Raw genomic sequence first — 11,733 nt, forward strand, 5'->3', positions numbered from 1 at the left:
CAGGGATGACGCCCGGCGACAACGGCGCGAGCAAGCCCGAGGAAGACGACCCGTTCGGCTACCTGTACGCCGACGGCCAGGCCCGGGGGGCTCAGCCGCCGTCCGGTGGTTACGGCTATCCCAACGCGGTCAACCGGGTGCGCGCGGTCGGTGAGCGCCAGTACGGCCAGCCGCAGCAGACCGCCCCGCCGCAGCAGGCCGGCTACGGGCAGACGACCGCTCACTACCAGGCACCGGAGACGCTGCCCGGCGGTGCTCCCGCCTCCCGGCAGGCGTCGCACGGCGGCGGTGGCGGCGGGCGGCGCGGGCCGAACACCAAGGGCCTGCTGATCGGCGCCATCGCGGTGGTCGCGGCGGTCGTGATCGGCATCGGCATCGCGATGCTCAACGGCAACTCCGACGACGACAAGGGCGGCGACCAGGCGGACGCCTCCCCGACCCAGTCGCAGGAGGCCACGCCGAGTCCGAAGGCGACCAGCACCGGCGAGGCCGGCGAGCTGCCGAAGGCCGACGCGGTCGACGACGCGGTCCAGCTCGCGGGCGGCGCCGCCCCGGCCTCCGACATCAAGGGCGCGAAGTCCGCGGGCGGCTCCTACGTGGGCGGCCTGAACCAGGTCGGCGCGTCGGTGACCTGGACGGTGGACGTGCCCAAGCCCGGCAAGTACACGCTGAACGTCAACTACGGCGTGCCGGGCAAGGACGCCAACACCACGCTGACGATCAACGGCACCTCGCAGAGCCGGCCGCTGAACATGTCCAACTTCGCCCAGGCCCCCGCGGGCGACTGGGAGCGCGGCTGGACCCACACGTGGGCGAACCTTCAGCTCCAGAAGGGCTCGAACACGATCAGCATCTCCTGCGGCAGCGGCAACCAGTGCGACGTCAACCTGGACCAGTTCTGGCTGGAGAAGGGCTGGCGGTAGCCGGCAAGGGCTCCTAGGCGGCCGACTCCTCGTCGGTCACCGTGGCCCGCTCCAGCAGCCGTTCATAGTCCGCCGGGTCGAACTCCCCGGCCGTGGGCGCCAGTACGGCCGCCGCCGAGAGGGCGGTGGCGCGGGTCAGGCGGGCGGGCCAGGGGAGGCCGTCGACCAGCCCCGACAGCAGGCCCGCGACCGCCGCGTCTCCCGCGCCGGTCGGATTGCCGCGCAGCCGGGCGGGCGGGGCGGCACGCCAGTGGCCCTCGGGGGTCGCGGCCAGCAGGCCGTCCGGGCCGAGGGAGGCGACCACGGCCTGGGCGCCCCGGCGCCGGGCGTCGCGGGTGGCGCGGGCCGGATCGTGGGAGCCGGTGAGTTCGGCCAGCTCGGACGCGTTGGGCTTGACGATGTCGGGCCGCGCGGCGATCCCGCGCCGCAGCGGCTCCCCGCCGGTGTCCAGCAGCACCGGCACCCCGGCCGACCGGGCCACCCGTATCAGCCCCGCGTACGCGCCCACCGGCACGCCCGGCGGCAGGCTGCCGCAGAGGGCGACTGCCCGGGCGCCGCCGAGGAGCGAGTCGTAGGCGCGCAGGAAGGCGGCCCACTCGGCGGGGCCGATGTGCGGGCCGGGCTCGTTCAACTGGGTCGTGTCGCCGGTGCGTTGGTCCACCACGGCGACCGTGCGGCGGGTCGCCCCGGCGACCGGCACCAGCGCGTCGGTGATCCCCGGCGCGGCCGCGAGCCGCTCGCGCAGCACCTGGCCGGTCGGCCCGCCCGCGAACCCGGTGACCGTCACCCCGTACCCGAGCGCGGCGAGTACGCGGGCCACGTTGACGCCCTTGCCGCCGGGCCGCTCCACGACCTCCGACACCCGGTGCTCGGTGTGCGGCCGCAGCGACGTCACGCGGTACGTGATGTCGAGAGCGGTGTTCAGCGTGACCGTCAGGATCACCCGGTCCTACCTCTCTCGATGGTCCGTACGCCTCGGTTTCCGGGGCCCCGATCATGCCAAAGAGACGGCGTCCGGCCCAGTTGGGGGACGGACGCCGTCTGGTGAAGCCGGGTACGGATCAGGGCAGTTGGGGCGCGACCACCCATTCACCCCGGCGCATGACGCCCTTGAGCGCGAAGTCGCCGTCCAGCAGCACGAGGTCGGCGTCCCTGCCGGGCTCCAGCGAGCCGACCCGGTCCGCCATGCCGAGCAGCCGGGCCGGGTTGGCCGACAGCGCCCTGACCACGTCCGCGACCGGGAGCCGGTCCACGGTGACCGCCCGCTGGAAGGCGCGGTCCAGGGTCAGCGTGGAGCCCGCGATGGAGCCGCCCTCCACCAGCCGGGCCACGCCGCCCCGCACCTCGACCTCCAGCGGGCCGAGCAGATAGCGGCCGTCCCCGGAACCGGCCGCGTCCATCGCGTCGGTGATGAAGGCGACCCGGTCGGCGCCCGCGTGGTGGAAGGCCAACTGCAGTGCGGCCGGGTGCAGATGGGTGCCGTCGTTGATCAGCTCCACGGTGACCCGGCCGTCCTCCAGCAGCGCGGTGATCGGGCCGGGGTCGCGGTGGCCGATCGGGGGCATCGCGTTGAAGAGGTGGGTGGCGACGGTGGCGCCCGCGTCGATGGCGGCGACCGTCTGCTCGTAGCTCGCGTCGGTGTGCCCGACGGCCGCGATCACGCCCTGCTCGGCGAGGAGGCGTACGGAGTCCAGGCCGCCCGGCAGCTCGGTGGCGAGGGTGACCATCCGGGCGTGGCCGCGCGCGGCGTCGACCAGCTTGTGGACCTCGGCCGGGTCCGGGTCGCGCAGCAGCGCCTCGGAGTGCGCGCCCTTGCGGCACGGGGAGATGAACGGGCCCTCGAAGTGCACGCCCGCGACGTCGCCCTGCTCGGCCAGCTCGGCCAGCATTCCGGCCTGGCGGGCCAGTACGTCCAGGTCGTCGGTGACGGTGGAGGCGACCAGCGTGGTGGTGCCGTGCGCGCGGTGGGTGCGGACGGCGGTGAGCGCGTCCTCGGCGCTGCCGGAGAAGGCCGCTCCGCCGCCGCCGTGGTTGTGCAGGTCCACGAAGCCGGGGACCACCCAGTGGCCGGTCACGTCGAGCACGTCGGCGCCCTCGGGCGCGCGCTCCGCGATCCGGCGGCCGTCGACGGCGACCTGCCCGCCGGGCACCTCGCCGGTGGGCAGCACCACGGTGCCGCCGGTGAGCACCAGCGGGCGTGCGCTGTTGTCGGCCATCAGGTGCGTACCTCCGTGGTCTGGGGGATGGGCTGGAGCAGGTCCTGGGCGAGCAGCGCCGCGCCCAGGCAGCCGGCGCCGTCGCCGAGCGCGGCCGGGACGAGGACGGGCGCGCTCTGGAAGGTGAGCCGGCGTTCGATGGCCGCGCCGAGCGGCCGGAACAGCACGTCACCGGCCTCCGCGAGCCCACCGCCGACGATCAGTGTGCCGGGGTCGAGCAGGGTGAGCGCGGTGACGAGGCCGTCCGCGAGCGCGTCGACCGCCCCGGTCCAGACGCGGCCCGCGTCCGGGTCCCCCGCGGCGACGGCCCGCGCGCAGTCGGCGGCGTCCGCGTCCGCCCGGCCGCTGGCCGCCGCCCAGGCGGTGCCGACGGCGGCCGCGGAGGCGTACCGCTCCAGGCAGCCGGTCTGGCCGCACGGGCAGGGCTCACCGCCGGGGCGTACGACGATGTGGCCGATCTCCCCGGCGAAGCCGTTGGCGCCCGCCTCGACCCCGCCGGCCAGGCCGATCGCTCCGGCGATGCCGGTGCCCAGCGCGACGAACAGGAAGCGGCCGGCGCCCCGGCCCGCCCCGGCGCGGCCCTCCGCGAGGCCGCCGGTGCGCACGTCGTGGCCGAGCGCGACGGGCATGCCGAGCCGCTCGGTGAGCAGCGCGCGCAGCGGTACGTCGCGCCAGCCGAGGTTGGCCGAGTACAGGGCGGTGCCGTGCGTCTCGTCGACGGTGCCGGGGACGGCGACGCCGGCCGCGAGCGCGGGGGAGCCGAGGTGCTCGGCGCCGTGCGCCCGCAGGTCGGCGGCGAAGGAGAGGAGGTTCTCGACGACCGCCTCGGGACCGCCCTCGCGGCCCGTCGCGCGGCGGGCGCGGTGCAGCACCGCGCCGTCCTCGCCGACGAGCGCGGCCTTCATCGAGGTACCGCCCACGTCCAGGGCGATGACATGTCTCACCGGCCCAGTGTGACCCGCCGACCCGCGAGAGGTCTAGTCCACTTACGTGGTGTAGACCTTATGCGTTCGAAATCGAATGGTCTGACCAAGGGGATAGGGGCTTTGAGGGTGCGTCGGCGTACGGCAGGAACGATCGCGGTGGTGTCCGTAGTGGGCATGACGGCGATGCTCGGCGGCTGTGGGAGCACGGGCTCCTCGGACACGACCATCAAGCTGGTCGCCGCCGACTACGGCGACTCCCCGGCCAACAGCTCCAAGAAGTACTGGGCCGCGCTGGCCGACGCCTACGAGGCGAAGCACCCCGATGTGAAGGTCCAGGTCAGCGTCTACTCCTGGAACGACGTCGACGCCAGGGTCAAGGAGATGGTCGACTCCGGGAACGCCCCCGACATGGCCCAGATCGGCGCGTACGCCGACTACGCGGCCGCCGGGAAGCTGTACCCGATGTCCGACACCCTCTCCATCGGCACCCAGGCGGACTTCGTGCCGCAGCTCGCCGAGGCGGGGGACTGGAACCACACGCCGTACGCGATGCCGTTCGCGGCCTCCACGCGCGTGCTCTTCTACAACAAGACGCTCTTCCGGCAGGCCGGCATCACCCCGCCCACCACCTGGGACGAGCTGGCCGCCGACGCCGAGGCGCTCAAGGCCAAGGGGGTGAAGTACCCCTTCGCGCTGCCGCTCGGCCCGGAGGAGGCGCAGGCCGAGACCATGCAGTGGCTGCTCAGCGGCGGCAGCGGCTACACCGACGACATCGGCACGTACACGATCGACTCCGCGCTGAACGGCGAGACGTTCACCTGGCTCAAGGACGACCTGGTGGGCAAGGGGCTCACCGGGCCCATCGCCCCCGGCCGGCTCAACCGGGCCGCCGCGTTCGCCGCGTTCGCCGACGGGCAGGTCGGCATGCTCAACGGGCACCCCACGCTGATCCGGCAGGCCGAGGCGAAGGGCGTGAAGTTCGGCATGGTCCCGATGCCGGGCCGCACCGGCCGTGCGCGGGCCGCGATGGGCGTCACCGACTGGATGCTGGCCTTCAGGCAGAACGGCCACGCCCGCCAGATCGGCAGCTTCCTGGACTTCGTGTACGACCAGAAGAACGTCCTCGACTTCTCCCGCAAGTACGGTCTGCTGCCCGTGACCACCTCCGCCTCCGAGGCGATGAGCCAGTCGGACGCGAAGAGCGACGTGCCGCTGCACGCCTTCCTGGAGCAGATGCCGACCGCCGAGCAGTACCCGGTGAACAAGACCTCCTGGGCGGCGGTCAGCGCGGCCGTGAAGCAGGACATCGGGCAGGCGGTCTCGCCCGACGGCAGCCCCGCGGGTGTCCTCACCCGGCTCCAGGCCGCCGCCACGGCCGCCGACAGCACGGCGCAGTCCCAGGGCTGACCCCGCTGTCAGGGACGGGGGTTACGGTTGCCGGTATGGAACTCGGCAGCCGTGAGAAGGCGATCCTCGCGCTGGAGGGCCGGGGCTTTCCCGGCCCCGGCGCGAAGGAGCGCGCCATCCGCGAGCAGCTCGGGCTCGCGCCGGTGCGCTACTACCAGCTCCTCAACGCGCTGCTGGACGACGAGCGTGCCCTACGGCACGACCCGGTGACGGTCAACCGGCTGCGGCGGGTGCGTGAGGCGAGAAGGTCGGAACGGTAGAGGCTTCTTCGGAGGCGTGAGCCGGGGCCCGCGCGGATAGTGTCGCCCTATGGGCATCCCTGACAACACCGCCGAGGACAACGCGCTGCCGGTCCCGGAGACCCAGGCGGGCCGCGACGGTCTGCGGGCGCTGCTCCAGCGGCCGCGCACCGCCGTGATCGGCCTCGACTTCGACGGCACGCTGGCCCCCATCGTCGCCGACCCCGACCAGGCCCGCGCCCACCCCGGCGCGGTGCCGGCGCTGGCGGCTCTCGCGCCGAAGGTGGCCTCCGTCGCCGTCGTCACCGGCCGCCCGGCCGGGGTCGCGGTCCGCAACGGCGGCTTCGCCGGGGTCCCCGGCCTGGAGCACCTGGTCGTCCTCGGCCACTACGGCGCCGAGCGCTGGGACGCCGCGACCGGCACCGTCACCGCGCCTCCCCCGCACCCCGGCATCGCCGCGGTCCGCGCGGAACTCCCCGGCGTCCTGGACCGGGCCGGTGCCTGGCCCGGCACCTGGATCGAGGAGAAGGGCCGCGCGGTCGCCGTCCACACCCGCCGCGCCGAGGACCCCGAGGCCGCCTTCGAGACCCTCCGCGCCCCCCTCACCGACCTCGCCACCCGCCACGGCCTCATCGTCGAACCGGGCCGCCTCGTCCTCGAACTCCGCCCGCCCGGCATGGACAAGGGCGTAGCCCTCCTCGACCACCTCCGCGCCACCGGCGCCGAATCCGTCCTCTACGCCGGCGACGACCTCGGCGACCTCCCCGCCTTCGCGGCCCTGGAGAAGCTCCGCTCCGAGGGCGTCCCGTCCCTGCTGGTGTGCAGCGGCAGCAGTGAGGTCACCGAACTGGCGGAACGGGCGGACCTGGTGGTGGACGGCCCCGAGGGTGTGGTGGCTCTGCTGAACACCCTGGCGACCCACGCCGACTGACGCCTGTGGCCTCATCCTTGTCAGGGACGAGGCCACACAAGTGCGCTCGGTGCTACGGCGTTCAGCCCCGCAGCGCGTTCAACTGGTCCAGGAACCACTTGGTGGGGGGCAGGGCCGTGGCCGCTGCGGCCAGGTGCTTGGAGCGTTCCGCGCGGGCCGGGTCCGGGAGGGTCAGGGCCTCGTGGAGGGCTTCCGCCGTGCCGACGATGTCGTACGGGTTGACGGTGATCGCGTGCTCGGAGAGTTCCTCGTAGGCGCCCGCCTCGCGGGACAGCACCAGGGCCACGCCCTCGTCGGAGACGACCGGGACCTCCTTGGCGACCAGGTTCATGCCGTCGCGGATGGGGTTGACCAGGGCCACGTCGGCAAGGCGGTACGCGGCCAGGGAGCGGGCGAAGTCGTCGTCGAGGTGGAGGAGGACCGGCGTCCAATCGGGCGTGCCGTACTCGGAGTTGATCTCCTCCGCCACCCGGCGTACCTCGTCCATGTAGGAGCGGTACAGGGCGAGGTCCTGGCGGGAGGGGTAGGCGAAGGCGACGTGGACCACGCGCTCGCGCCACTCGGGGTGGTCCTCCAGGAGACGGCGGTACGCCAGCAGGCCGCGCACGATGTTCTTGGACAGCTCGGTGCGGTCCACCCGGACGATCGACCGGCGCCCCTCGCCGATCTGCTCCCGCAGCACCGCCATCCGCTCGTCCACGTCGGCCCGGTGCGCCCGCTCCCGCAGGAACTCCGCGTCCGCGCCGAGGCCGTGCACCCCGATCTCCGTACCCGACGGAATGCCCGGACCCAGCACCGCGTGGCAGCAGTCGGTGAACGCGTCCGCCCAGCGCCGGGTCAGGAAGGCCGCCCGGTCCGCGCCCAGGATGCCGGTGAGCAGCTCGGCCGCGATGTCGTCCGGGAGCAGGCGGAAGTAGTCCGGCGGCGCCCAGGGCGTGTGCGAGAAGTGCCCGATGCGCAGGTCGGGCCGGAGCTTGCGCAGCATCCGGGGGGCCAGCGCCAGGTGGTAGTCCTGGATCAGCACGGCCGCTCCCGGTGCCGCCTCCTCGGCCAGCGCCTGGGCGAACGCCTGGTTGTAGGCGCGGTACGCGTCCCACTGCCGGCGGAACTCCGCGTCGAACACCGGCTCCAGCGGCGTCTGGTACATCATGTGGTGCACGAACCACAGCGCCGAGTTGGCGATCCCGTTGTACGCGTCGGCGTAGACCTCGGCATCGATGTCCAGCATCCGCACCCGCTGCCCGCCGGTGTCCTCGGCGGGCAGCAGCCCGCCGTCCGCGCGCCGCACCGCCTCCCGGTCACCGTCCCCGAGCGCGGCGCACACCCACACCGCGTCCGTGTCCGGACCGATCGCCGACAGCCCCGAGACGAGACCGCCGCCACCCCGGCGGGAACTCAAGGACCCGTCGGGACCCACCGTGTACGAAACCGGGCCGCGATTGGACGCGACCAGCACCTCAGCACCCTGCGTAGCCATGGCCTCAACCTAGCCCGGCCCACAAATGCTCAAACGTACGCGCGACCGGCGAGCCGGACCGTATACGGCCGGGCTCACGCCACCTTCCGCTCCGCGTACTCCGCGATCTCCGCCATCGGCGGCCGCTCCTCGGTGTCCACCGAGTACGTACGCGGCTCGAACCCGCCCACCCCCCGCTCGAACTGGGTCAGCGCGGGCCGCACCAGGTGCCCGCGCGCCAGCCGGAGCTGCGCGGTGCGGTAGATCGCGGCGGCCATCCGGCCGAGCGCCTGCCCGTCCTGGTGCCGGTGCTTGCGCACGCCGACGTCCACCTGGGCCAGCGCGTCCAGCCCGACCAGATGCAGCGAGTCCACCAGCATGCCCAGCTCGACCCCGTACCCCACGGGGAACGGCAGCCGCTCCAGCAGCGAGCGGCGGGCCGCGTACTCCCCGCCCAGCGGCTGCACGAACCCGGCGAGCTGCGGCCAGTGCAGGTTCAGCAGCGGGCGGGCCATCAGCTCGGTCACCCGGCCGCCCTGCCCGGCGGCGCCGCCCAGCGGACGGTCGTACATCGCCTTGACCAGGTCGATCCCCGGATCGGTGAGCAGCGGGCCGACGATGCCGAGGACGAAGTCGGAGGAGAACTCGCGCAGGTCGGCGTCGACGAAGGCGATGACGTCACCGCTGGTCACCAGCAGGGAGCGCCACAGCACCTCGCCCTTGCCGGGCACGGCGGGCAGCCGGGGCAGGATCTCGTCCCGGTGCACCACTCGCGCCCCCGCTGCGGCGGCCACCTCGGCGGTGCGGTCGGTGGACCCGGAGTCCACCACGACTATCTCGTCCACCAGCGGAGCCTGGAAGACCAGGTCGTGGCGGATCACGGAGACGATGTCACCGACCGTCGCCTCCTCGTTCAGCGCGGGCAGCACCACGGAGAGGCGCTGACCGGACCGCTGCTTGGCGGCCAGCACGCGGTGCAGCGGGCGGTCGGCCACGGACCAGGAGCGGGTGGCCAGCCAGCGTTCGGTTTCCTCCAGCATGGTCTTCGGCTCCTCACTGCCTGATCCATCTCGCGGTTCGGACGACACCTTCAACTCTCCTGGCCTTCGGTTACAGTCTTGAACAACGCCGATGACCATCGCATGTCGAGGTCGGACGGCGTTCACAACCGAATACCGCTCATCCAGAGGGGCAGAGGGAAACGGCCCGATGAAGCCCCGGCAACCCTCCAGCCGGTCTCCCGTGCGCGACACACCGCCGCACGCGCGAGGCTCCCGGCTAGGGAAGGTGCCAAATCCGTCTCACGGCGAGATGCGTCGTGAGGAAGATGAGGAGAAAGGGCCTCGCCTCCATGGCTGTGCAGACTGTCGCCACCCCCACCGTCGATCTCGGACCCGCCGCCGCCCTGAGCTGTCGGGAGTGCGGACACCGCGTCCCGCTCGGTCCCGTCTTCGCCTGCGAGGAGTGCTTCGGGCCGCTGGAGATCGCCTACGACTTCTCCGCGTACGACACCGAGAAGCTCCGGGCGCGCATCGAGTCCGGCCCCGCGAACATCTGGCGCTACGCCCCGCTGCTGCCCGTCCCCGCCGACGTGGCGGACAAGCCGAACCTGAACCCCGGCTGGACCCCGCTGGTCAAGGCCGATCGCCTGGCGCGTGAACTCGGCGTCACCGGCGGGCTGTTCGTCAAGGACGACTCCGGCAACCCGACGCACTCCTTCAAGGACCGCGTCGTCGCCCAGGCGCTGGAGGCGGCCCGCGCCTTCGGCTTCACCACCCTCTCCTGCTCCTCCACCGGCAACCTGGCCGGCGCGGTCGGCGCCGCCGCCGCCCGCGCGGGCCTGCGCTCCTGCGTGTTCATCCCGCACGATCTGGAGCAGGGCAAGGTCGTCATGGCCGCCGTCTACGGCGGTGAGCTGGTCGGCATCGAGGGCAACTACGACGACGTGAACCGCTTCTGCTCCGAGCTGATCGGCGACCCGGCCGGCGAGGGCTGGGGCTTCGTCAACGTCAACCTCAGGCCGTACTACGCCGAGGGCTCCAAGACGCTGGCGTACGAGATCTGCGAGCAGCTCGGCTGGAAGCTGCCCGACCAGCTCGTGGTGCCGATCGCCTCCGGCTCCCAGCTCACCAAGATCGACAAGGGGCTGAAGGAGCTGATCGCGCTCGGCCTGGTCGAGGACAGGCCGTACCGGATCTTCGGCGCCCAGGCGGAGGGCTGCTCGCCGGTGTCGGCCGCGTACAAGGCGGGCCACGACGTGGTGCGGCCGCAGAAGCCGGACACCATCGCCAAGTCCCTCGCCATCGGCAATCCGGCCGACGGGCCGTACGTGCTCGACATCGCGCGCCGCACCGGTGGCGCGGTGGAGGACGTGACGGACCCCCAGATCGTGGACGCCATCAAGCTGCTGGCCCGCACTGAGGGCATCTTCGCCGAGACGGCGGGCGGGGTGACGGTCGGTGTCACCGCCAAGCTGATCGAGTCCGGCGCGCTGGACCCCTCGCTCACCACCGTCGTCCTCAACACCGGCGACGGCCTCAAGACCCTGGACGCGGTCGCCGGCACCGGTCTGACCGCGACCATCCGCCCGAACCTGGACTCCTTCCGAGAGGCTGGCCTCGCATGAGCGTGACCGTTCGCATCCCGACCATCCTGCGCACCTACACCGGCGGGCAGGCCGAGGTCGCCGCCGAGGGCGGCACGCTCGCGGAGGTCATCGAGGACCTGGAGAAGAACCACCAGGGCATCGCCGCCCGCGTCCTGGACGACCAGGGCAAGCTGCGCCGCTTCGTGAATGTCTACGTCAATGACGACGACGTGCGTTTCGAGGGCGGACTTCAGACCGCCACGCCCGACGGCGCGGGTGTCTCCATCATTCCGGCGGTCGCCGGCGGCTGAAATTTACCTCCGGTAATGGCCCCCTCCGCAAGAGAAACGGAGGGGGCCATTCTGTGTGATTGAGCGCGGTACAGTTGGGGAACGCGCTCCCGCTCCGGCGGGCCGGGCGTCCTTGATTCATGCCGCTGACCCGACAAGAAGCAGCCAAAATGCGCGGGTAATGTGCGGCATTTGTTGCTTTTGTGGGGCCCGACTTGCCCTGAATTCAGCCGAAGTTGCGGCAGATTCCGGACTGTGTCCGTCCAGAATTCTCGTCCGATTGACCTGTTGCAGACGGCAGTTGGACAGATACATTCAGCCGCGGTCGACGCGTTCCGGCGCACGCCCCCGACCGATTGGGGGGCGAGGTCTGACCCAGGTTCACGAGGTGTGGATCTGCGCAAGGGCCAGTAATAGGGGAGTTAGCCATGGCTCAGGGCACCGTCAAGTGGTTCAACGCGGAGAAGGGGTACGGCTTCATCGCGGTCGACGGTGGTGCGGACGTCTTCGTCCACTACAGCGCGATTCAGATGGACGGCTACCGCAGCCTGGAAGAGGGTCAGCGGGTCGAGTTCGAGATCTCGCAGGGTCAGAAGGGCCCGCAGGCCGACATGGTTCGCGTCACCGCCTGAACGTCTCCGGTTGAGCGCAGGGCCCGTACCCGTACAGGGTGCGGGTCCTTCGTTCTGTTAGGTCCCGTCCTGATCCCCCGAAGGCGCTTGCACTCGCCCTGGGTGAGTGCTAATCATTGCGTTAGC

12 protein-coding genes and 1 riboswitch are annotated in these 11,733 nt (G+C 72.4%); of the genes, 7 read left to right on the forward strand and 5 right to left on the reverse strand.

Annotation, left to right across the window (positions count from 1 at the left end; translation table 11 throughout):
- Positions 1-5 precede the first annotated feature (5 nt).
- On the forward strand, positions 6-923 hold the full coding sequence (locus ACZ3HQ_RS16490) for a CBM35 domain-containing protein (protein ID WP_467511442.1): 918 nt from the start codon (positions 6-8) through the stop codon (positions 921-923).
- Positions 924-936: 13 nt separating this feature from the next.
- Here the strand turns inward: ACZ3HQ_RS16490 and ACZ3HQ_RS16495 are convergent, their stop codons facing one another.
- The 3 genes from ACZ3HQ_RS16495 to ACZ3HQ_RS16505 all read right to left on the reverse strand — a co-directional run bounded on the left by ACZ3HQ_RS16495 (position 937) and on the right by ACZ3HQ_RS16505 (position 4,083).
- Positions 937-1,866: a 1-phosphofructokinase family hexose kinase gene (locus ACZ3HQ_RS16495; protein WP_467511444.1), complete on the reverse strand. Its 930-nt coding sequence runs from the start codon at positions 1,864-1,866 to the stop codon at positions 937-939.
- Between the two features lie 118 nt (positions 1,867-1,984).
- Positions 1,985-3,139, reverse strand: coding sequence for an N-acetylglucosamine-6-phosphate deacetylase (gene nagA, locus ACZ3HQ_RS16500; RefSeq protein ID WP_467511446.1), 1,155 nt, complete (start codon positions 3,137-3,139; stop codon positions 1,985-1,987).
- Complete coding sequence (locus ACZ3HQ_RS16505) at positions 3,139-4,083, reverse strand: ROK family protein (RefSeq protein WP_467511448.1); 945 nt, start codon at positions 4,081-4,083, stop codon at positions 3,139-3,141. The genes nagA and ACZ3HQ_RS16505 overlap by 1 nt, the downstream gene beginning before the upstream one ends.
- 108 nt (positions 4,084-4,191) lie before the next feature.
- On the opposite strand from ACZ3HQ_RS16505, the gene ACZ3HQ_RS16510 reads away from it, so the two are divergent.
- The 3 genes from ACZ3HQ_RS16510 to otsB are packed head-to-tail and all read left to right on the forward strand — an operon-like array spanning position 4,192 to position 6,642.
- Positions 4,192-5,472 carry an ABC transporter substrate-binding protein gene (locus ACZ3HQ_RS16510; protein ID WP_467511450.1) on the forward strand — a complete coding sequence of 427 codons (1,281 nt, stop codon included), beginning with the start codon at positions 4,192-4,194 and terminating at the stop codon, positions 5,470-5,472.
- A gap of 35 nt (positions 5,473-5,507) precedes the next feature.
- Entirely contained in the window at positions 5,508-5,732 is a 225-nt protein-coding gene (locus ACZ3HQ_RS16515; protein ID WP_467511452.1) for a DUF3263 domain-containing protein, read from the forward strand.
- 49 nt (positions 5,733-5,781) lie between these two features.
- A complete protein-coding gene (otsB, locus tag ACZ3HQ_RS16520) occupies positions 5,782-6,642 on the forward strand; it encodes a trehalose-phosphatase (protein ID WP_467511454.1) in 861 nt (286 codons plus the stop codon).
- A gap of 61 nt (positions 6,643-6,703) precedes the next feature.
- Here otsB and ACZ3HQ_RS16525 read toward each other — a convergent pair whose 3' ends face one another.
- Both ACZ3HQ_RS16525 and ACZ3HQ_RS16530 read right to left on the reverse strand, forming a co-directional pair.
- Positions 6,704-8,119, reverse strand: a complete 1,416-nt coding sequence (locus tag ACZ3HQ_RS16525) for an alpha,alpha-trehalose-phosphate synthase (UDP-forming) (protein WP_467511457.1) — start codon at positions 8,117-8,119, stop codon at positions 6,704-6,706.
- A gap of 74 nt (positions 8,120-8,193) precedes the next feature.
- Entirely contained in the window at positions 8,194-9,138 is a 945-nt protein-coding gene (locus tag ACZ3HQ_RS16530) for a glucosyl-3-phosphoglycerate synthase (protein WP_467511459.1), read from the reverse strand.
- Positions 9,139-9,274: 136 nt separating this feature from the next.
- Positions 9,275-9,432, forward strand: a riboswitch (SAM riboswitch).
- Positions 9,433-9,449: 17 nt separating this feature from the next.
- On the opposite strand from ACZ3HQ_RS16530, the gene thrC reads away from it, so the two are divergent.
- The 3 genes from thrC (at position 9,450) to ACZ3HQ_RS16545 (ending at position 11,607) form a co-directional block, all read left to right on the forward strand.
- On the forward strand, positions 9,450-10,724 hold the full coding sequence (gene thrC / locus ACZ3HQ_RS16535; RefSeq protein WP_467511461.1) for a threonine synthase: 1,275 nt from the start codon (positions 9,450-9,452) through the stop codon (positions 10,722-10,724).
- Positions 10,721-10,996: a MoaD/ThiS family protein gene (locus ACZ3HQ_RS16540; protein WP_350904442.1), complete on the forward strand. Its 276-nt coding sequence runs from the start codon at positions 10,721-10,723 to the stop codon at positions 10,994-10,996. The genes thrC and ACZ3HQ_RS16540 overlap by 4 nt, the downstream gene beginning before the upstream one ends.
- 407 nt (positions 10,997-11,403) lie before the next feature.
- Positions 11,404-11,607 (forward strand): cold-shock protein, encoded by a 204-nt coding sequence (locus ACZ3HQ_RS16545; protein WP_009189266.1) that lies wholly within the window; start codon positions 11,404-11,406, stop codon positions 11,605-11,607.
- Positions 11,608-11,733 lie beyond the last annotated feature (126 nt).

It is taken from the genome of Streptomyces sp. NPDC018263, from assembly GCF_055562575.1.

Bases quoted from the DNA above. Each gene is read 5' to 3' on its own strand.
- ACZ3HQ_RS16490 (WP_467511442.1), top strand. From the start codon at position 6: ATGACGCCCGGCGACAACGGCGCGAGCAAGCCCGAGGAAGACGACCCG.
- nagA (WP_467511446.1), bottom strand. From the start codon at position 3,139: ATGGCCGACAACAGCGCACGCCCGCTGGTGCTCACCGGCGGCACCGTG.
- ACZ3HQ_RS16515 (WP_467511452.1), top strand. From the start codon at position 5,508: ATGGAACTCGGCAGCCGTGAGAAGGCGATCCTCGCGCTGGAGGGCCGG.
- otsB (WP_467511454.1), top strand. From the start codon at position 5,782: ATGGGCATCCCTGACAACACCGCCGAGGACAACGCGCTGCCGGTCCCG.
- ACZ3HQ_RS16525 (WP_467511457.1), bottom strand. From the start codon at position 8,119: ATGGCTACGCAGGGTGCTGAGGTGCTGGTCGCGTCCAATCGCGGCCCG.
- ACZ3HQ_RS16530 (WP_467511459.1), bottom strand. From the start codon at position 9,138: ATGCTGGAGGAAACCGAACGCTGGCTGGCCACCCGCTCCTGGTCCGTG.
- thrC (WP_467511461.1), top strand. From the start codon at position 9,450: ATGGCTGTGCAGACTGTCGCCACCCCCACCGTCGATCTCGGACCCGCC.
- ACZ3HQ_RS16540 (WP_350904442.1), top strand. From the start codon at position 10,721: ATGAGCGTGACCGTTCGCATCCCGACCATCCTGCGCACCTACACCGGC.
- ACZ3HQ_RS16545 (WP_009189266.1), top strand. From the start codon at position 11,404: ATGGCTCAGGGCACCGTCAAGTGGTTCAACGCGGAGAAGGGGTACGGC.